General features: G+C 46.3%; 15 protein-coding genes. All 15 read left to right on the top strand.

All coding sequences use genetic code 11. From position 1 onward, the window contains the following. Positions 1-75: 75 nt before the first annotated feature. The 15 genes from MHB43_RS11435 to MHB43_RS11505 all read left to right on the top strand — a co-directional run bounded on the left by MHB43_RS11435 (position 76) and on the right by MHB43_RS11505 (position 22626). Positions 76-1605 carry an ABC transporter substrate-binding protein gene (locus tag MHB43_RS11435; RefSeq protein WP_221823450.1) on the top strand — a complete coding sequence of 510 codons (1530 nt, stop codon included), beginning with the start codon at positions 76-78 and terminating at the stop codon, positions 1603-1605. Between the two features lie 181 nt (positions 1606-1786). Continuing rightward, the gene (locus tag MHB43_RS11440; protein ID WP_339183920.1) at positions 1787-2485 is read left to right on the top strand and encodes a hypothetical protein; all 699 of its coding nucleotides are present in this window, start codon (positions 1787-1789) and stop codon (positions 2483-2485) included. A 297-nt stretch (positions 2486-2782) separates the two neighbouring features. Then, positions 2783-4537, top strand: a complete 1755-nt coding sequence (locus tag MHB43_RS11445) for a sensor histidine kinase (protein ID WP_339307827.1) — start codon at positions 2783-2785, stop codon at positions 4535-4537. A 73-nt stretch (positions 4538-4610) separates the two neighbouring features. Continuing rightward, positions 4611-6239, top strand: coding sequence for a response regulator (locus MHB43_RS11450; RefSeq protein WP_405131991.1), 1629 nt, complete (start codon positions 4611-4613; stop codon positions 6237-6239). Between the two features lie 123 nt (positions 6240-6362). Continuing rightward, complete coding sequence (locus tag MHB43_RS11455; RefSeq protein WP_221823458.1) at positions 6363-8048, top strand: extracellular solute-binding protein; 1686 nt, start codon at positions 6363-6365, stop codon at positions 8046-8048. Between the two features lie 190 nt (positions 8049-8238). Further along, positions 8239-9129: a sugar ABC transporter permease gene (locus MHB43_RS11460; protein WP_017689297.1), complete on the top strand. Its 891-nt coding sequence runs from the start codon at positions 8239-8241 to the stop codon at positions 9127-9129. Between the two features lie 29 nt (positions 9130-9158). Beyond that, entirely contained in the window at positions 9159-10037 is an 879-nt protein-coding gene (locus tag MHB43_RS11465) for a carbohydrate ABC transporter permease (protein WP_339307833.1), read from the top strand. Positions 10038-10069: 32 nt separating this feature from the next. Further along, complete coding sequence (locus tag MHB43_RS11470; protein WP_339307835.1) at positions 10070-11155, top strand: arabinogalactan endo-1,4-beta-galactosidase; 1086 nt, start codon at positions 10070-10072, stop codon at positions 11153-11155. A gap of 86 nt (positions 11156-11241) precedes the next feature. Then, on the top strand, positions 11242-13314 hold the full coding sequence (locus MHB43_RS11475) for a beta-galactosidase (protein WP_339307837.1): 2073 nt from the start codon (positions 11242-11244) through the stop codon (positions 13312-13314). A gap of 208 nt (positions 13315-13522) precedes the next feature. After that, positions 13523-14962 (top strand): NAD-dependent malic enzyme, encoded by a 1440-nt coding sequence (locus MHB43_RS11480; protein ID WP_036670229.1) that lies wholly within the window; start codon positions 13523-13525, stop codon positions 14960-14962. Between the two features lies 1 nt (position 14963). Then, on the top strand, positions 14964-15686 hold the full coding sequence (locus MHB43_RS11485; protein WP_339307839.1) for an HD domain-containing protein: 723 nt from the start codon (positions 14964-14966) through the stop codon (positions 15684-15686). A 300-nt stretch (positions 15687-15986) separates the two neighbouring features. Next, positions 15987-17054, top strand: a complete 1068-nt coding sequence (locus tag MHB43_RS11490) for an aromatic acid exporter family protein (RefSeq protein ID WP_017689291.1) — start codon at positions 15987-15989, stop codon at positions 17052-17054. A gap of 286 nt (positions 17055-17340) precedes the next feature. Then, positions 17341-17832 carry a pyridoxamine 5'-phosphate oxidase family protein gene (locus MHB43_RS11495; RefSeq protein WP_405131992.1) on the top strand — a complete coding sequence of 164 codons (492 nt, stop codon included), beginning with the start codon at positions 17341-17343 and terminating at the stop codon, positions 17830-17832. Positions 17833-18076: 244 nt separating this feature from the next. Further along, positions 18077-20452, top strand: a complete 2376-nt coding sequence (helD, locus tag MHB43_RS11500; protein WP_405131993.1) for an RNA polymerase recycling motor HelD — start codon at positions 18077-18079, stop codon at positions 20450-20452. A gap of 314 nt (positions 20453-20766) precedes the next feature. Then, complete coding sequence (locus MHB43_RS11505) at positions 20767-22626, top strand: adenine deaminase (protein ID WP_405131994.1); 1860 nt, start codon at positions 20767-20769, stop codon at positions 22624-22626. The last annotated feature ends 79 nt before the right edge of the window (positions 22627-22705 follow it).

Genomic DNA, 22705 nt, shown 5'->3' on the forward strand with positions numbered 1-22705 from the left:
CAGAAGTAGTTATCGGTTTAATTGTGAATTGGGGAATTCGGTTGTATGGTTCAACACATGACAGGAGGGGTTCAATTGGTTAGATCATTAAAGGTATGGTCACGCATGATGGCAACGGTGATGACGCTGAGCCTGGTGCTGGCAGCTTGCTCATCAGACAAAGGTGGAACAACAACACCTGGCGCAGAAGGCGGAGGAGCAAGTGAAGGTGGGGGCAAACCCTATGAAGTGACACTGTTCTACCCAGGGACACCACAGAAGGATGTCGCTCTGGTGGAAGCTGAGATCAACAAAAAGATGGAACCAAAGATCGGGGCCACGCTTAAGATCAATGCGATTGACTGGGGACAATGGGATAACAAGCTGAATCTCATGATTTCCTCAGGTGAAAAATCAGACATTATCTTCACAGCAGCTTGGCAGAACTACACGGTGAATGTAGCTAAAGGCGCATTCTTGCCCTTGAATGATCTGCTTGATGCACATGGTCAGGATATTAAGAAAAACCTGGACCCTGCCTTTCTGGAAGGTTCCCAGGTAGACGGCGTGAATTACGGCGTTCCTACGAATAAGGAACTTGCTGCCACACGTGGTGTGTTGGTACGTAAAGATCTGGCTGACAAGTATAAGCTGGACCTGACAGCTGTAAAGACATGGGCTGATCTGGAGCCACTTCTCAAAACAATCAAGGAAAACGAGCCAGCCATTACACCGTTCTATATGTCCAATACCAATGGTAACGGGCTATTGGAGAATCTGGATTGGGATTATCTCGGTGATGCTTCCGTACCTGGAGTCATCTCCAAAACAGCAGGCGGAACAACGGTGCTGAATGAAGTGGAGACCCCTGAATTCAAAGAAGCGGCTGAACTCGCTCGCAAGTGGTATCAAGCGGGATATATCAACAGTGATGCTGCTACGTCCAATGTGTTCCCGAAAGACCAGGCGAAGGCTGGAAAAGCGTTTCTCTGGACGGATGGCATGAAGCCAGGCAAGGATAAAGAAGAAGAAGGGTATGTGGGTTTCCCGCTCACTCAGATTGAGATGACACAGCCAACAATCACGACGGGTGATGCATCTGGAGCGATGCTTGCAATCTCCCGTTCTTCCGAGCAACCGGAGAAAGCGATGCAGGTCATTAACCTGCTGCATTCGGACAAGGAAATTAACAACTTGCTGAACTTCGGAATTGAAGGTACACATTATGTGAAAAAAGACGGACAGGATAATATCATTGCTCTCCCTGATGGCGTAGATGCCAACAGTCGTACCTACAATCCAGGTGCACAATGGCAACTGGGTAACCAGTTCCTGAACTTCCTCTGGGATAATGAAGATCCACAGAAATGGGAGAAGTTCAAAGAGTTTAACGCCAAAGGTGTGAAGTCGCCAGCACTGGGCTTTACGTTCAACAGCCAATCTGTCAAAAATGAAATTGCTGCGGTCAACAACGTGAACAAACAGTTCAAGCCGGGTATGACATCGGGCGCCGTTGATCCAAATGAGATGATTCCGAAATATCTGGAGAAATTGAAAGCAGCGGGAATTGATAAAATTATTGCAGCCAAACAGGAACAACTCGATACATTCTTGTCTAAGCAATAAATGATCGTCAGCCATGCCAGAGAGACCTGTGTTACTACAAGCTCTTGTCAGCGGTGAAAATGGAGGACGTTTTCGGTGAACAACCGAAGACGTTCTTTTTATTGTTGTTTTTTGATTTGGATTGTTAATCATAAATAGGAAAAATATGATATAATCAGGTGGTTGATTAGGGGGTGTTCGTGTGTCGAGAACCAGACTTGTGTTCTCAGGGGCTTTATTGCTATTTGCTATCATCTTTACATTTAACCATCATCTTGGTTTTTCTGTTGGGGATACCATGCTGTCAGCAATAGGTATATCACCGTATACTACGTCTTATTTAAGTGGTGTACATATCACACTTTTCCTCGGATTGGGGATTTTCGCCTGCGGCTTCTACCTTACACGCAAAGAAATCGGGAAATCATTCCCCGGTCTTGCAAAAGGCTTATGGATCGTAGTTATCGCTATCATTCTCAGTTATTCGTACATGACGGATAAATTGATGTATGTAGCCAAGTGGGGAGCTACAGGCATTAATGCGGTATCCTATGTACAGAATGCAAGCTCTTGTACCTTTAACGTGCTAAAAACGGGTGAGACCCGAGCCACCTGTGACCTGACACTCAAAAATTACGGCAGAGATTCCGTATCCGCCGTGTTATTGCCTGATCTCGCACGCAGTTATAAGTTTAAGGACGATCCACTGTTGGAAGCCTTGCAGTCTGTCCAGTTAAGGCCGGTACATGTTGAGATTGAACCCCATGGAACGTTTACAGGCAAGTTGGAGTTTTACGGGAAAGCGGAATCCCCTCTGTTCGTCAATGGGAAGCTTATGGATATTGTGCTGGATGTAGGCGTGGATGGAGCGAATACGGTATTTGATTATGATATTCCATAGTTGATATTTTTATAGTAAAAAAGAATAATTACATAAACAGAAGTGGAATAAGGTTTGAGTAGAATAGAAAGATCAAAGGCATATACTGAAATTAGAGAGAGCTGGCTAATCGCTGGCTCTTTTTGTGCGTGGAAGTTGCAATTAGTGCAGAAATGTTGGTTTTATCTCCTTCCCCCTTGAATTGGTAACGCTTACGCTAGATAATGAATCGGTTTGTCTCAAAAAAATAGTTTGTCTTTAGCGCTTACATCATTACAATTAATGTCACGACAAATTTAGACAAGGTGAGATGAAAAGATGTCATATCGGACAAACCTGTTTTCCAAAATGGTCATTCTTATTCTGATTATGCTGATCCCTGTAGTGCTTCTGTACTGGTACTCCAATCACAAAACAACAGCTGTTCTCAGAGACGAGTTGAATCGATCGAATAGTAACCAGCTTGAATTTTTCCAAAATCAAGTGAACACACACATCGAACTGTTATCCTCATGGCCAAATCTGCTCATACATGATCCTGATATTGCCAGCTTCCGCCGAATCTATGCGGACAGTAATTACTTTGACCTAGATGCGATCAACCTGGTCAAACGTATTCAGAATAAGCTGAGTATTCAGGAAAGCTCATCCAATTGGGCCACGAAATTATATCTGTACTCCCCTTCGCTAGGCAGGGTAGTTTCCGAAAGGGACGCACGTTCTTACGATAAACAAGCGTTAAGGGAGAATATCAGTTCCGGCTGGGATGTACGCAAAATTCAGGATGGGGAAGAAGATCGGTTCATGTTTAGCTGGATTACAGTATCTCCGTACGGCATTAAAGACCCAGCTAATAATGCGGAAACGATTATCAAACTGGAGTTTGATAGTGACAACATTCGGGATATGCTCGACAAATTCAAAGACGATGGCAGGCATGATCCCTTCTATTTCCGAGAAGAGTCGGGGGTTATCTATAATCGGACTTCAGACCATTCATTAACGAATCAATTGATGGAAGAACTGTCCGCCCATAAACTTCAGGACGTTGATAATCGTACAGTAGTGATCGGGAATGAACCTTACATGGTTAACACCGTGAAATCCAGTACAACAGGCTGGTATTTGGTGGACTACATGCCCCTGTCAGATATTCTGAAGCCCATTCATCAATCCAATATGTTGTTCTATTCTTCCATGATTTGTTTGTTGTTAATGAGTTTTGGTGTGGCGTACTTGTTCTATGTTCAGGTACAGGTACCAGTGAAACAACTCATTCGCGGGTTCCAGCGGTTGAAGCAGGAAGATTATTCAGTGAGGATTAAGCCAAAAGGCCGCAATGAATTCAGTTTTCTGTCCGAACGTTTCAACTTGATGGTGGAGCAGATCCAGCAGTTGTTTGAACACGTTTACCTGGAACAGATTCATGTGCGTGAAGCCCGGTTGAAGCAGCTGCAGTCGCAGATTAACCCGCACTTTTTCTACAATTGTTTCTCCTTCATCACAAGTATGGCGAAGCTGAAGCGTATGGACGCTGTTGTAGCGATGTCGCATAATCTATCGCGATATTATCGGTATACGACAAGACAGGAGCGGGACGTGGTACCGTTGACAGAAGAGATTGAATTTGTCAGCTGTTATCTGGAGATCCAACGGATGCGTATGGACCGCATTCATTACAAGATTGATCTGACTGATGAGATGTTAAGACAGGAGGTACCGCCACTCATCGTGCAACCACTAGTGGAGAATGCGGTGATTCACGGTATCGAGGCGGACGCGGAAGCCGGAGAAATAAGAGTATCCGGGGAAAAACAGGGTGGTGTCATGGTTCTTGTGGTAGAAGATGATGGGCAAGGCATGACGCAGGAGGCACGTGAGGCGCTTCTGAATAAGCTCAGGGGAACGATGGATCAGGAGATGGGCTGTGGCCTGTGGAATGTGAATCAGAGACTCCAGCTTCGATATGGGGAGCAGGCAGGGCTTGATATAACGGAATCGGAACTTGGTGGATTACGAGTTACGCTGTCATGGCCTGCCGAGCAGGAGTTTCTTCTGGAGAATGAAGGATAAGCACTTGGAATGTGCAGCGTATGATGAACGATGGAATCTATTGGCAGAATGAACGAAATAGGGAGTGAATCACTTGATTGATATATTACTGGTAGATGATGAGACATACGTAACAGAAAGTCTGGAACTTACGATCCCCTGGGGAGAACTTGGGGTAACGACCGTGCTGCGTGCCGCATCCGGTAAGGAAGCGCTGGAGATTATGGAGGAAAATGCAGTAGACATCGTAGTTACCGATATTCGAATGCCTGGTATGTCGGGATTGGATCTCATTGCAGAGGTAAGCAAACGCTGGTCTCATATCCGCTGTATCTTGCTGACCGGTCACAGTGATTTTACTTATGCGAAGAAAGCTATTCAATTGCAGGCAGCGGATTATATCCTGAAACCCGTAAACGATGATGAATTTATGAGTTCCGTGTCGGCAGCCATCACGTCTCTTCGCGATGAATGGGATGAATTCGATAAATATCACCGGCTCTTATACAGCCGGAAGTCTGACTATAAAATTTTACGGGAAAATCTCATGCATGATCTGCTGCTGGGACGTGAAATCACGGCGAGGGCACTTCGGGAACAACTGCAACAGTATGAGATTCATATTGATCCGGAACAATCGGCTGTGATGATGCTGATTCGCCTAACAGGACGTTTCTCATCAATGGACCAGCAGTCTCTGGATCTGATGGATTTTGCGGTAGGTAATATTGCTGAGGAAGTACTCGGAGAGCAATTTAACGTGTGGTTTGGTCGCGGACCCCATGAGTGTCTGGTTATGTTCTTGCAGAATCAAGATCAGATCGAATCTCCGCAGATGGACTTGGAGACGTTGAGAATCTCCGCTGAAACATTCCGTGAGCATGTCATTCGATATTTACAGGGAGATCTGTCCATGGTAGTTACCCCGTCATTTCCCTTTAATGAGTTGACAGCAGCTTATCGAAAAAGTCTGGGTTCGCTTGTCCTTTCTGGACCGGAAGAACACAAGATCATATATATGGACATGGATCAGGCACTCAGCAAAAGACCGGAGAATGATGCGACGCAGGCGCTCGAAGAGCTGTACAAACCGCCTGTACTTCCGCAATTGCTTGAGACCAAGCAATGGGAAGCGGCAGCCCGTAAGCTGAACATGGTCTTTGACGCGGCAGAACAGGTACGATTGTCCAGAGAACATGTGTATGAGATGTATCTGTCGGTAACCAATGCATTTATGTATATCGCCCATAAACAGGGGCATCTGGTGCATGAGATTGATCATGCGGGATTCGACCTGCTCCTTGCCCATCAGTTGATTCAATCACCCGAGAAGCTGCGGCGCTGGGCAACCGAGATGCTGGCGAAGCTTCAGGAAGAGTTGTCCGATCAGGAAGGTGTACAGAGCCGCAGACATGTGATCAAGCAAGTTCAGGAGCTGGTGACAAGAGATACAGGACAGGTTCTGTCGGTGAAGATGATTGCGGACAAGGTATATTTACACCCCGTATATCTATCGAAAATTTACAAGGCAGAGACTGGGGAAGGTCTTGGGGACTACATGATTCGTATGCGCATGGAACGTGCTCTATATCTGCTTAAGAATAGCAACAAAAAAATATACGAGATTACGAGTGAACTTGGCTATCAAAATCCGCAATATTTCAGCAAAATGTTCAAAAAGCATTATGGCATGACACCCAATGAATTTCGGGATCAGGCATAATTACAACAACATTCCAGAATATAGGTTGGCAAAGGTGCAGAAATCTTGATTTCGTATCATAGGCTCAAAGGCCTGGTCAGCCTATAATGAAAGGGTAACCAAAACGATTTAAGGGGGAACAACATGAGAGCGCAATCAACGAAAAAGAGATTCTTGTCGCTTCTCGCTACAACGCTGTGTCTGACTGTCGTTCTTGCAGGATGTTCAGGAGGCAGTGGAGGCGGAGATAATGCAGCTTCAAACACAACAGGAACTGAAAACGAATACAAAGAGAAATACGATCCGCCAGTTACGATTACAACAGCCTGGGGAATCGATCCAGAGCTGAAATTCAAAAATGGCGAATCCATGGAAAATAACGTGGCAACCAAGTGGGCCAAAGATCAATTCGGTATTGAAATCAAATCGTTGTGGTCAGTAACAGACACAAACGGAGCATTTGCAACCAAGCTTCGTCTTGCGATGTCATCAGGACAGGAAATGCCTGATATTGTAAACGTGGGTGATAATCTGCTTGCTCAGGATCTGATTGATTCTGGAATGTATCAAGAAGTAGGGCCACTGTTCGATAAGTATGCTTCGGATACATGGAAAAAAGCAATTGAACAAGATCCAAACGTATGGAACCAATATAGTCGTGATGGCAAAAGAATGGGTATCCCTGTTCTGGACTATGCCTACAACAATGATTATCTATTGTGGATTCGTCAGGATTGGCTGGACAAGCTAAATCTGAAAGCGCCAAAAACAATTGATGAATTAGAAGTTGTTATGGAAGCATTCAAAAATAATAACCCTGACGGCTTGGCTCCTGATAAAGTCACTCCGCTCAGCATTGGCTTCAAAACTTCCATGAATACATGGATGGGAGACCCATCATGGATCTTCGGAGCATATGGAACATTGCCGTTCCAATGGAATCTGGGGGAAGACGGCAAGCTGGAGTATGGCTCCATCAATCCGGGTATGAAACAAGGTCTGACCAAATTGAGCGAATGGCTCAAAAAAGGATATATCCCGCAGGAAGCAGCTCTATGGGATGAGAACAAAACAGCAGAGCCAGCAGTTGCAGGAACTGCCGGTATTATTCCAGGACCTTACTGGATGAGTGGATGGCCACTTCTCGATACAGTGAAAAATGTACCGAGTGCCGTGTGGAAACCGATTGAAATTCCGTCTGGTCCTGAAGGCAAAGCGATGCGTCACGGGACACAGTTCGTTAATGGTGTTACGTTGATCAAAAAAGACATGGCGCACCCAGAAGCATTCTTTACGTACCAGAACTACCTGTTCGACAATTATGCAGACCCGGCACCAGGTAGCCCTTATGACAATGGTCTGTTTGCAGGCTATGACTATCAATTAGATGCAAATGGAAAACAAATGCCGATTGACGAGATCGAAGGCGGATATGTTAACGTTGTACGTTATTTGCTTGTTCGTGACGGTGCTCGTATTCCAGATGCACAGATGAAAGCTCTGATGAATTTGGCCAATGGCAAAGAGCCTGAAACCAAGCTTGAGAAAGATGTTGCTGTCAACTATGGTAAAGAAACTCCAGCAGCAGCGAAAGTCTTACTTAGCCAAGAAGAAATTTCCTTCAAAAACATGTTCACAGGTCCGACAACAAAGACGATGAAATCCAAGCTTGACTATCTGAACAAAATCGAGAATCAGGCATTTAACGAAATTATCTATGGCAAAAATCCGGTTGATGCGTTTGATACCTTTGTACAAACCTGGAAATCGGGTGGCGGCGACCAAATCACGCAAGAGGTTAACGAATGGTATGACAGTGTGAAAAAATAGTTACAAGCAGCGCCCAGACGACTAACGTCTGGGCGCTTTTTTATGTTTATTCATGCTAAGGCAAAGTGGTTGAATTTGTGCCATTTATATTGCTTTTATGTGCTGTTTGGACCCCGTAAAAGGTTGATATAATCGCTTTATAAGCCACTCAGGGAGTACTTGAGTAGGAAGAAATACAGGGGGAGCAATCATGAGAACTTTGAAACGCACTTGGCCATTCCACGTTATGCTGTTGCCAGCCATTATCTTTCTGATTATCTTCAGTTATGTGCCTATGGGCGGGATTATTATGGCATTCCAGAACTACAAGCCATGGCTTGGGATTAGCGGTTCTGAATGGGTTGGGCTGGACAACTTTAGATATTTGTTTGAACGTGAAGACAGCTTACAGGTCATCTGGAACACATTGATTATTGCTGTACTTAAACTGATCTTTAATTTATTTGTTCCATTTGTTTTTGCCATTCTTTTGAATGAGGTTCGCAAGATGGCTGTACAGCGAACGATTCAAACACTTGTCTATTTACCTCACTTCTTGTCCTGGGTCATTCTGGGCGGGATTTTGATAGATCTGTTGTCAACAGGCGGCTTGGTTAACCGGGTTCTGGGAACCTTCGGACTCGGGCCATATTTCTTCCTGGGAGACAACAGTTGGTTCCGATCTACGGTCATTCTGACAGATGTGTGGAAAGAATTTGGCTATAACATGATTGTCTTTCTGGCTGCGCTTGCCGGAATTAATCCAGCATTGTACGAAGCAGCGGAAATTGACGGAGCAGGACGCTGGAAACAGACACTGCACATTACAATCCCTTCGCTTGTGCCGATGCTGATGGTTGTAGGAACACTGGCACTTGGTAACGTACTGAATGCCGGATTTGACCAGATATTCAACTTGTATAACCCGCTCGTATATCAAACGGGTGACATCATTGATACATTCGTATATCGTTCCGCAATGCAGAATGGTGAGATGGGCTTTGCAACCGCGATCGGATTATTCAAATCGGTCATTAGTATGATCTTGATTCTTGTATCGTACAGCTTAGCCAAAAAATACGCCGGATATCGCATATTCTAAACGAATGAACAGAGAAAGAAGGGACCACGATGTATCATAAATCATTGCCTTATCGCGTGTTTAATATAATCAATACCTGCTTTCTGATTTTGGTCGCCATTATGTGTATTGTACCAATGATTCATGTACTGGCAGTATCCTTTAGTACAAAGGCTGCTGCCGACGCCAATCTGGTCAATCTCTGGCCCGTAGGTTTTTCACTTGAGGCATACAAAAAGACGATGAACAATCCAATTTTCTTGAACTCGCTCTGGATTTCACTTCTACGTACAGTAATTGGTACAGCGATTACCTTGCTGATTACGTTCCTGGCGGCGTATCCGTTGTCCAAAGAGAATAGTGAATTCAAAGGCAGAACGATCTACTCCTGGATTTTTGTATTCAGTATGATTTTTAACGGGGGACTGGTGCCATTTTACATGGTTATCCAGAAGATCGGGTTGATGGATTCCTTCTGGGTACTGGTACTCCCAGGGGCAGTGAACACATTCCTTGTCATTTTGATGCTGAACTTCTTCCGCGGTATTCCAAAAGAGCTGGAGGAAGCGGCGCTGATGGATGGAGCTAACCATTTCAGAACATTATTCAGGATCTTCCTTCCCATTTCGATGCCGTCCATTGCAACAATTGCATTGTTCAGTATGGTGTTCCACTGGAATTCCTGGTTTGATGGATTACTCTACATGAATAACGCCAAGGATTATCCACTTGCTACATTTATGCAAACGGTCATTATTGGACGTGATATGAGTAGCATGAGCATGAATCCAAAAGAAATGGAAGCTCTCTCTCAAACCACGGTAAGGGCAGCTCAGATCTTCATCGGAAGTGCACCGATATTGATTGTGTATCCTTTCCTGCAACGTTTCTTTGTCAAAGGTATGACGTTGGGCTCAGTTAAAGGCTGAGCCTGTACCCCAAATTAATGGAGGTTGATACAGTGAGCAACTTGACGGAAAAGACATTCATTCTGGGAATGGATGTGTCCTTTATGGATGAAATCGAACAACATGGCGGGAGTTATAGTGATGTGGATGGCAAGGAACAAGACTTGCTGTCCATCCTGAAGATTAATGACACTAACGCGATACGACTTCGAATCTGGAATGATCCTGTTGGTGGATTCTGCAATCTGGAGCGGACGGTGGAGGTAGCCAAACGGATCAAGAAACAGGGATTGAAATTTTTGCTTGATTTCCATTATTCCGATCGCTGGGCTGATCCAGCCAATCAATGGAAGCCGAAAGCATGGGAGAATCTGTCCTATGAAGAGCTTCAACGTGCGGTATGCATGTATACGGCTGACGTTCTGAGAACGTTGAAGGAACACGATGCGCTTCCGGACATGGTGCAGGTGGGCAACGAGATTACACCAGGCATGTTATGGAATGAGGGACGTGTCGGTGGAGAAGAGCATGATACGGATGAACAGTGGGAGCGTTTTGCAGGCCTTGTGAAGTACGGAATTGCTGCGGTCAAATCCGTTGACGCGGATATTCAGATTATGATACATATTGATCGTGGTGGAGATAACGCCGAGAGCCGCAAGTTTTATGATCGCTTTGAAGCACTGGGTGTGGAGTTCGATATCATTGGTCTCTCGTATTACCCTTGGTGGCATGGCACACTCGAAGCGTTACGTGACAATCTTCATGATCTGGCTGAGCGTTATGGCAAACCGATCAATGTAGTTGAAACCGCTTATCCATGGACGCTGGAGCAGCCGGAAGGCATTGAATGGATTTTGAATCAGGAAGATATGTTGTTACCAGGATACCCTGCAAGTGTAGAGGGACAGACCAAATATCTGAAGGATCTATTGCAAATTATTCGCGAAGTTCCTGGTGGTTTGGGGCACGGATTCTATTATTGGGAACCTGCCTGGATACCAAGTAAAGAAGAATGGTCCGTCGGTCATCCGAATAACTGGGGCAACCTCACCATGTTTGATTTTAAAGGTCGCAAGTTGGAATCGTTTACAGCACTCACTACTGTTGAAGAATCAGATGTCGTGACATACGTGTAATCTAGCGTAATATGTATTGTCTGTGAAGTCGTTGTTATCGTATATAAATTTAAAAAAACAGCAATTAAAGCAAGGGAGTTGTCCTTATGACATACAAATTTCCACCTGTAAGTTCCAAAGCCCCGCACATGTTGCATGGCGCAGACTATAACCCGGAGCAATGGCTCCGCTATCCTGAAATCCTGGAAGAAGATATTCGCTTGATGAAGCTTGCCAAGTGTAACGTGATGTCTGTTGGTATCTTCTCATGGGTGTCCCTTGAGCCGGAAGAAGGCGTATATACATTCGAATGGCTGGATCAGGTGTTGGATCGTTTTGCAGCTAATGGCATCTATGCATTTTTGGCTACACCAAGTGGTGCGAGACCAGCCTGGATGTCCGCCAAGTACCCGGAAGTACTCCGTGTCTCTGAGAAACGTGTCCGTAATCTGCATGGTTTCCGTCACAACCATTGTTATACTTCCCCGGTATACCGTGAGAAGGTTACTGCAATCAACACAAAACTGGCAGAACGTTATTCGGATCATCCGGCTGTAATCGGCTGGCATATCTCGAACGAGTTCGGCGGAGACTGTCATTGTGATTATTGTCAGGAAGCGTTCCGTGGTTGGGTTCAGAAGAAGTATAAAACACTCGATGAACTGAATCATTCGTGGTGGACGACATTCTGGAGCCATACGGTTACAGACTGGAGTCAAGTGGAATCTCCGGCTCCACACGGTGAGACACAGGTACACGCAATGAATCTGGATTGGCGCCGTTTCGTTACGGATCAGACAGCTGATTTTATCGTGCATGAAACGAAACCATTGAAAGCTCAAAATCCCGATCTGCCAGTCACAACGAACCTGATGGAATTCTATGGTGGTCTGAACTATTGGAAGTTCGCCGATATTCTGGATTTCCTCTCTTGGGACAGCTATCCGACTTGGCATGATGCAGATGATGACGCGAAACAGGCATCCCGGATCGCCATGATGCATGATATCGTTCGTTCCATCAAAGGGGGTCAGCCGTTCTTGCTGATGGAGAGTACTCCAAGTTCGACGAATTGGCAAGATGTCAGCAAACTGAAAAAACCTGGCATGCATTTGCTATCTTCCCTCCAGGCTGTGGCACACGGTTCCGATAGTGTTCAGTACTTCCAGTGGAGAAAAAGCCGGGGGTCTAGTGAGAAACTTCATGGTGCGGTGGTAGACCACGTAGGAACGGAACACACTCGAGTGTTCCAAGATGTCACCGACGTAGGAACGGCTCTTGAAGGCATGGAAGCTATTGTAGGAACAGCGGTTCCGGCAGAAGTTGCAATCATATTTGATTGGGAAAACCGCTGGGCCGTTAATGATTCCCAGGGTCCGCGTAATATCGGTGTGAAGTATGAGCAGACGGTGGAAGAGCATTACGAAGCGTTTTGGAAAAAGGGAGTCGCTGTAGACGTTATTGATATGGATGCAGATCTGTCCAAGTATAAGCTGCTGATTGCGCCAATGCTCTATCTGGTACGTGAAGGTGTCGGGGAACGTATTGAGAAGTTTGTAGAACAAGGTGGTACGTTCGTAGCAACTTACTGGTCTGGTATTGTTAACGAAAACGATCTGTGCTTCCTGGGTGGATTCCCAGGCCCACTGCGTAAGACACTTGGTATCTGGTCCGAGGAAATTGACGGATTGCATGATCGTGATCTGAACGGAATCATCCCGGAGAAGGGCAATGAGCTTCAGCTCAATACAGCGTACGATGCAATTGAACTGTGTGATCTGATTCATCTGGAAGGCGCGAAGTCCCTGGCTACGTACCGTTCAGACTTTTATGCCGGACGTCCGGCATTGACGGTTAACCAGTTGGGTTCAGGGAAAGCATATTATGTAGCGACACGTCTGAAAGCACCATTCTATGATGATTTCTATGCGAAACTAATCGCTGACCTGAACATTGAGCGTGGACTTGAAACCGAGCTGCCTGCCGGAACAACGGCGCATACGCGTACAGATGGTACAGCTGATTATGTGTTTGTACAGAACTACACACCAGATGAGAAGCTGGTTGAATTAGATGGACAGTCCTATACCGATCTGCTCAGTGGTGATGCTGTGGAAGCAAGTCTCAGCTTGAAGCCATATGACATTTGTGTTCTGCGCAGACCAGTTGCACGGAAATAATATAGATTCTATATGGTACTAAATGAATGAAGTTAGTATTGAGAAAAGATGGCTTGAACGCCTGCATTGGTGTTCAAGCCATCTTTTTTATTTATGCATTTGGCTGTTGAACCACTTTTTCTGGACAAGATAAAGGATAAACGTGTCCGCGTAGCGAAGACAAACACGTAACATGTAACTCAAGACTTTCAGTCTGGGAGGAATGGAAATGAATCAAAGAAATCTGGATGGTAACAGCATTATTATTCGACTGGAAATGACAACTAAGGATATCAAGTTTGGCGAAGTGGCTTCGGTCATCTCGGAAGCTGGGGGAGACATCATTGCCATCGACGTGATTTCCACCAATCAGGATGTAAGCGTGCGCGACTTGACGGTCGCAGTTACAGATGCACAAGATAACAGTAAAATTATAGAAGGGGTGCGCCAGCTTAAAGGTGTATCCATTATTAATGTATCGGATCGGACGTTCCTGCTTCATCTGGGCGGTAAGATCGAAGTAACACCAAAGACCCCAATTCAAAACCGGGAAGATCTGTCACGTGTGTACACTCCGGATGTGGCTCGTGTATGTTCAGCCATTTCAGAAGAACCCGGCAAAGCCTTCTCATTGACAATTAAACGGAATACAGTGGCCGTCGTATCTGATGGCAGTGCGGTGCTTGGGCTTGGTAATATTGGGCCTCGTGCAGCGATGCCCGTCATGGAAGGTAAAGCAATGTTATTCAAACAGTTTGCAGGTGTGGATGCTTTCCCAATCTGCCTGGACACACAGGATACCGAGGAAATCATACGCACTGTGAAAGCGATATCACCTGGTTTTGGCGGCATTAATCTGGAGGATATCTCTTCACCGCGTTGTTTCGAAATTGAACGTCGTCTGAATGAGGAATTGGACATTCCTGTATTTCATGATGACCAGCATGGCACAGCGGTTGTGTTATATGCCGGTCTGATCAATGCGCTTAAACTGGTGGGCAAGTCCATTGAAGATGTGAAGATTGTGGTCTGTGGTATCGGTGCAGCAGGTGTAGCATGCAGTAACATCTTATTGTCCGCAGGAGCCAGTCGACTTATAGGTGTCGATCGTGAGGGTGCGATTGTACGGACACAAACCTATGAGAATGAAGTCTGGAGTGACTATGCAGCTCGTACTAACCCCGAACTGGAGACTGGCTCGCTGCGTGATGTCATTCGCGGAGCCGACGTGTTCATTGGCCTGTCCCGAGGGAATCTGTTAACTCGCGAAGATGTGCAGACCATGGCGGAAGATCCAATCGTGTTTGCAATGGCAAACCCGGTACCAGAGATTATGCCTGCCTTGGTGGAAGACATTGTGGCTGTAATGGCAACAGGCCGATCCGATTATCCGAATCAGATCAACAACGTGTTATGTTTCCCGGGCATGTTCAGGGCAGTTCTGGATTGCCGAGCCACCGAAATTAATGAAGAAATGAAGCTGGCAGCCGCTCAAGCGATCGCTTCGGCCATTACGGATGAAGAGCGTACACGCTATTACATTATTCCGAGTGTGTTCAATGATAAAGTGGTCAAATCGATGCGCAGTCGCGTGATTGAAGCAGCTGTTAAGACGGGTGTAGCTCGGCGTATTCCTCGTGAACAGGCCCGTGAAGGTGGGGAATCGTAAGATGCCAGAGAACCCTCTTCAACCTGGTGGGAATTTGCAAGAATCAGGGCACATGCATAATATAGATGGAATAACGGCAGGAGAGGCTGTTCTGCGCGCCGCGCGATCCTTTGTTCAAGGGGACTCATCCAAGCATAGTGATGGTCATGACTGGCCGCACATTGAACGGGTAACGGCACTTGCGGTTGAACTCGCTCACCGCATGGGTGCAGACCCATTTGTCTGTGAGCTGGCTGCATTATTACATGATGTACCGGATGAGAAGCTGAATGAGAGCTTGGAAGCCGGGATGGCCAAACTGAATGACTGGTTGGATACCCAGCCTCTTGACTCGGATATATGTAATAAGGTTGTGGGTATTATTAGCACCATCTCATATGCGGGAGGTCAGCGTCCTGCGGTCAGTTCGCTTGAAGCACAGGTTGTTCAGGATGCAGATCGACTGGATGCACTGGGTGCGATTGGGATCGCGCGAACCTTTGCCTTTTCAGGAGCCAGAGGGCGCGAGATGTACGATCCGTCCCTTCCCCCACGGGAGCAGATGACCCGTGAGGAATATCGCAATGGGCGCAGCACAACGATAAATCACTTTTACGAGAAGTTGTTCAAGCTCAAGGATCTGATGAATACCTCCTATGGCAGGGAGCTGGCGGAACAGCGTCATGATTATATGGTGCAGTTCGTGGACCAGTTCAAAAGGGAATGGGAGGGCACGGACCGTTAGGCAGGCATAATAAGCATGAGTATTCCACAGAGGTATAATTAGTAACCGAGGCGAATCTTTGAAGTGGCGAAAATCCATTTTGAAGATTTGCTTCTTTTTGGGTTAATAATGTGTATTAACATACATAAAGAAATTAATTTCACAATAGCTCTGACTTATGACATGGCAACGGAAGACCTTACATGGTACAATAAATCGTTCTCCTGAATGAATTCAGGCAAAAAAAGAAATATGGGGTAATAATGAACATGATTATCAAATGTAAAATTTCAGGTTCGGTAAAGAGGAGGGGTCACCACCATGTCGTTTGGTGCACGTGTACTTAAGACGGGGATCGCGGTTACGCTTGCCTTGTACCTTAGCAGCCTGTTCTTGAACCCGCAATCTCCCGTGCCTGCCGCAATCGCGGCTATATTCGCCATGCAGCCTTCCATCTATCGTTCCTGGAAATACTTCCTGGATCAATTGCAAACGACCACGCTGGGAGCTATTGTCGCCCTGGTGGGGGGCATGGTGTTGTCCAATGAGCCAATCGCTGTTGGATTAATTATTGTACTTGTCATCATGATCTGTCTTAAATTGAATATGGGTGAGACGGTTGGCCTGACACTGGTCACGGTTGTATCCATTATGGAAGCATCGGGTGACTGGCATTTTGCACTCAATCGTTTTCTGTTGACACTGGTTGGTATTGTATCGGCGTTTCTCATCAACATTACGGTATTTCCGCCGAAACCGAAGGTTCAGTTCGTGAAGCAGATCCATAGTGTATTCAGCGGTATGTCGTTGCTTCTGCGAACCTCGATCTCGGATGAGATCAAGGAAGTTGTATTCCGGGAGGAGAAAAGCAACCTGGGCGGTTCCATTAAGTCTTTGTCCGACAAGTATAACTTGTTCGAAGAGGAACAGAAAAAGATGAAACGTTCGAAATTCAGCGAAACTCGTCAGATGGTGGTCTACAAACAAATGCTGCTGAGTCTGCAAAAAGGGTATGAGGTGCTGGATTCGGTGGAACGCCACTATTTCCAGGCACCGCGGACAACGGCCATGGATCAGTTTTTTGACTCACATCTTGAACTGGTTATCAAATTCCATGAGCATGCACTGCTCAAGTTCGAGGATAAGCTGAAGCCTAATGGTGAAGAGGCCGCACAGTTTGTATTGGATAATGACCGTTTCATGGAGCAGGCGATCACCCAGTTTGATATCGACAAGGAAGGGATGTTACGATTGTCCATCGTGGCCGCTGCGATCTATGATTACGGATATCAGCTGGAACGTTTGAATCGACTTGCCGAACATGTGCATAGCGCTAGCGAAGACAAAGAATCACAGGATAAAATTTTGAATTGGCTTAAGTGGCCTTAAATTCAAGTTCAAAAAGTCTGGTTTTCAGTACCAAGAAGATGGAATGAAGATAGAAATGGAGTAGCGGAGCGTAGGACAACTACGTGAGCAACGGACATTTCGGCTGAATTTCATATTCGATGCTGATGATGCCGTTAGGCATGATTTGTAATCAAAATTAGACTTTTTGAACAACCTCTAAGTGCGAATTGCGCACCTGCTTGGCGATCATATACAATGTAGTTACAACATTGCCCGGACAATCGTGTCCGGGTTGTTTTGTCATACATACGGCTGAAGGGCATGAATGAATATTAACGAACTGAGGGATAGAGACATGATTATAGAGGAATTGGACGCTGGACTAATGGAATGGTTGAGTGGGACAAATCTGGCGCATAAACAGCATGAAGCCATGCAACTGCTGACCGTATCTGAGGATCAATGGCCCCATCAGGCGATGATCAGTATGGGGGAAGTGATTGCGATAAATCCGCATCAGCTAAGACTGGCTTTATGGCAGGGTACACAGACCAGTATGAACATGAGCAAAACAGGCAAGGCTACCTTGATTGCGGTTCAAGGACATCGATTGCTGCATATCCGTATAGAAGCAGTACGACTGCCTGAGATGAAGGGCGCTGTTCATCCGAGAGATCGTTTTGAAGCACAAGTGCTCCAAATACGTGTGGATCACGCGCCATATGCGGAGATCACTTCAGGAATAACCTTTCAATTAAAAGATGAACATGGAGCAATTACACGTTGGAAAGAGACGATTGAAGAATTACGAAAATAGGCAGGAGTAGCTAAGTCAGATGAGGACCCGGTGATTGGGTAATAATGAAGAAGAAAACAACAAAAAACGCCTCCGCTTGCATCGGGACGTTGTCACTGGTACAATAAAAAATGGTTTTCAGAAAATTAGAACTAATTAACATATAATTAAAATGTTTACTTTCTAATAATTATACCATTGCCTTTTCGGGCTTGTCAAATGGGATTTTGAGGACACAATCCGGGGAAAGAGGGGCTATTAACATATGAGTACAGAGCAGCAGTGGAGTGAAGAACAACAACGGGTCAACACGGTGACCGATCAGATTGAGCGCAAGATCACAACGCTGGAAGATGAAGTAGGTTCCTTCCGGGACGAAGTGGTTGGCATGAGAAAAGATTTCTGGGACGAAGTCACAATGAACTTTAGTGAAGCGGATGATGTCGGGGAAACTTCAACCAGTATGCGGCAGCAGTCACAGGTACTGTCTGATCGGGAGCGCAGTCATCTCAATACAGCGGCTGCATTGGACAAAATGAAACGACTGCATCATTCACCGTATTTTGGCCGCATTGATTTTAAGGAAGATGGGTATCCAAATGCAGAACGCATTTATCTGGGTATTGCCTCGTTACTGGATGAGAAGGAAGAATCCTTTCTGGTCTACGACTGGCGTGCACCAATCTCTAACCTGTATTATGACGGAGCGCCGGGTCCAATTACGTACCAGACTCCAAGCGGTGAGATCAGCGGTGATATAGAGATGAAGCGGCAGTTTGTCATTAGGGACGGACGTATCCGTTTTATGTTTGACACGGGGGTTACGATTGGTGATGAGTTGTTGCAGGCCGTGCTCAGTCGAACTTCGGATGCACAGATGAAGAGCATTGTGGCGACCATTCAGAAGGAGCAGAACCGGATTATCCGTAATGACCGGACACGTATGCTCATTGTGCAAGGCGCAGCCGGCAGTGGCAAAACATCCGCGGCGCTCCAGCGAGTGGCATATCTTCTCTATAAATACCGCGAGCATCTGCAAGCGGATCAGATGGTTCTTTTTTCACCAAATCCCATGTTCAACAGTTATGTCTCCACGGTACTGCCTGAGCTTGGGGAGGAAAACATGTTGCAAACGACCTTCCAGGAGTATCTGGAGCGCCGTTTGGGTCGTGAATATCAACTGGAAGATCCGTTTATTCAACTTGAATATGTACTTACGGGGACGGAAGATCCCGATTACGATGTGCGCATGTCCAGCATTCGCTTCAAGTCATCCGAATCTTTCCTGAAAGTCATTACACGTTATAAGGAAAGCATGTTGTCAGGTGGCATGAAATTCAAGCCGGTACGCTTCCAGGGCCGAGCGATTGTCACGTCAGAGGCTATGGCTGAGAAGTTCTACAGTTTCGAGTCGTCCGTCAAGCTGGTGAGTCGACTGGAGATGCTGCGGGACTGGATGCTGAAAGAACTGTCTGCCTTTGGTAAAGGTGAACTGGATGCGCCTTGGGTGGATCAGCAACTTGATCTGATGGAGCCGGAGGATCTGCAACGTGCGTATCAACGGTTGAAGCGCAAACAAAAAGGAAAGACCCATACGTTTAATGACTTCGAGCAGGAAAGAGAAATTCTGGCACGTATGGTGGTCAGTGACCGACTCAAACCGTTGCGTAAATGGATTAAGTCCTTACGATTCGTTGATATAAGACAATTATATGCACATCTATTCAACGATCAGGCTCAGATGGAGCGATTGCTGGGTGACGAAGCGTTGCCTGCTCAATGGGATGAAATCTGTAAGATGACTTTACGCAGATTGAAGCTTCAGGAGTTGGCATATGAAGATATTACGCCATACTTATACTTGCGTGAGCTTATGCTTGGATTCCATATTAACTCCAATATTCGCCATGTCATCATTGATGAAGCCCAGGATTATTCTGCGTTTCAGTTGGCATTTATGAAGAGACTGTTCCCACGGGCGAAAATAACAGCACTTGGTGACTTTAATCAGGCAATCTATGCCCACTCTTCAGTACTTAGCGGAACAGGACCCTTGACTAACCTGTACGGACCAGACAATACGGAAGTGATTGAGCTGACCAGAAGTTATCGATCTACCCGGGAGATCGTGGAGTTTACACGTGGCATGGTGCCTGGTGGGGAAGAGATTATTCCATTTAACCGTAGCGGTGAGAAACCTAAAGTGATCGTTTCTTCTGATTCAGAGCGTCATATAAATGTCATCACAACAGACCTTAAGCACTTGATTAAGGAAGGGTATGAATCGGTTGCAGTCATCTGCAAGACCGCCGAACAGAGCAGAGACGTCCATGCTGCATTGAGCAAGGCACTGCCCACAGCACCGAAGTTAATCAAAAAAACGACGCTGGCTTTTGAGCAGGGTGTTCATGTCATCCCGGCGTATCTGGCCAAAGGCGTGGAGTTCGATGCTGTCCTGATCTATGACGGCTCTGCGAAGCAGTATGCCCAGGAGCATGAACGCAAGTTGTTCTACACGGCTTGCACACGAGCGATGCATCTACTGCACGTATACTGTGTCGGCACACCGAGTCCGTTCATTACCGCCCAGTCGGAAGAATGGTATGATCTTGGCAAGGTGTCTGCTGTGCAAGTGGACTGACCTAACATTTCATATGCATGAAGAAGGCTTCCGTTCAATGGAACGGGAGTTTTTCTGTATATGATACATTTCTCGGGAAGAAGCTAGCTTAGCGAGAGAAGTGTACATGATGAGGTTTCGGCCATATATAGTTGATCGTATGAAATGGAAATACCTAACGTGAATCCGTAAGGATTGGGTCCCGTGAATAAATACGACGGCATAATTTGTATTAAAGCACAATGGATGTGATTTTTCTTTACACATGAAGTCCGGACTCATATAATCGTAACAATATATTTTTTTTTGGATCGTTTATTAAAGGAGGCAACAAAATGAACAAACCATCATTTGAACGGCCACTTATGGCCGATTGTGTACCTGATCTGGTCGCTACAGCACGGGGAGATTTGCCAGCGACTTTGGTCATTCGGGGAGGTACGCTGGTAAACGTGATATCGGGTGAGATTTTGCCTGAGATGTCCATAGCTGTACAGGGAGCTCGAATCGCTTATGTCGGTAAAGATGTAAGCCACACCATAGGAGAACATACCCGGATTATTGAAGCGAACGGTAAGTATATCGCTCCTGGTCTGCTGGATGGACACTGCCATATCGAAAGCACACAGATGAAAGTAACCGAATTTGCGAGAGCGGTGTTGCCTTCAGGCACGACCGGAGGTTTCTTTGACCCTCATGAGATCTCTAACGTGCTTGGTCTCAAAGGACTGAGACTGATGCTGGATGAAGCACGGACCACACCGATGGCTGCTTATATGCAGGTGGCTTCCTGTGTGCCTTCCACTCATCCAGGACTGGAGACAACAGGTGCTTATATCGGGCCTGAAGAGGTAGCGGAGGCTCTTTCCTGGGGTCCGGACATGATTGGTCTTGGTGAAGTGATGAACTTCCCTGGGGTAGTCTATGGGGACGAGACGATGATCGGTGAGATACAGGCGACCCTCCGGGCAGGTAAAGTGGCAGACGGTCATTTCACCTGGGCTGCAGATGACTGGCGTCTGCCAGCGTATGCAGCGAGTGGCGTTACGGGAGATCATGAATGTGTGACCAAGGAAGATGTGGTTGAACGTCTGCGACTCGGAATGTACGCGAAGATGCGCCAAGGTTCGGCATGGCATGATGTAGCAGAGACGATCAAAGCTTGTACTGAGCTGGGTCTGGATACACGCCGGATGATGCTGGTGACCGATGACCGAAGCTCTGAATCCCTGCTCAAAGAAGGACATATGGATTTTGTTGTTCGTCTAGCAATCTCCCAAGGAGTGAAGCCGGTTACGGCTTTTCAGATGGCAACCATTAACACGGCTGAGCGCTTCGGAGTTGCGCGCGACATTGGTGCGGTCATTCCTGGCAATATAGCCGATATTATTCTGCTGGACGGCCGGTTGGCGGATGTACGTGTGGGCATGACGATTGCTGCCGGGCAAGTTGTAGCCGAGAATGGGAAAATGACGGCGGTATGGGACAGCTTCACGTACCCTGAGGAAGCGCTGAACACGGTGAAATTAGAAGCTAATATTCAGCCGGAAGATCTGGAGTTGGCTGCACCGATTCAAGAGGGGACGATTGGTGCCAAAATCATTCATGTGACAGAGAATCATGTGGATACAAAGGAGAAACACCTGCCAGTCTCCGTAGAGAACGGCAAGGTTGTGGTTTCAACTTCAGGGGAAGTATGTAAAATTGCGGTCTTGGAGCGTCACAAACAAACCGGGAATCGAGCGGTAGCGCTTGTTGGAGGCATCGGCTTCACATCACCTGCAGCGATTGCGATGACGGTTGCTCATGATAGTCACAATCTGTTGATTATCGGTAATGATGATGAGCTAATGGCTGAAGCCGGTAATCGCGTCATTCGTATGCAGGGCGGGGTTGCCGTGGTAACGGCAGCAGGTGTAACCGAATTCCCGCTGCGGATTGCAGGTTTGATGTCAACCGAGCCATTTGAAGTCGTTGCAGCCCAATCGGCAGCAGTCAGTGAAGCTTTACAGTCCGGAGGATGTACGTTGAATAATGCGTTCATGACGCTTTCGTTGCTCGCGCTGGTTGTAATTCCGGAATTACGTTTGTCCGACAAGGGGCTTGTGCGGATCTCGGCAGAAGGTATTGAACTGGTGTCCCTTTTCGATGAAGTGGTTGAGAATACACCTGTAGCTCCATCGGGTAATGAATGAACGGAAATGTCGACTAGAACATCATTAAATAGGGTTCCATATAAAGCCGCCTTAGGGCGGTTTTTTGGTGTATTTTGGG

The organism is Paenibacillus sp. FSL H8-0317, from assembly GCF_045040685.1.
Lineage (GTDB): Bacteria > Bacillota > Bacilli > Paenibacillales > Paenibacillaceae > Paenibacillus.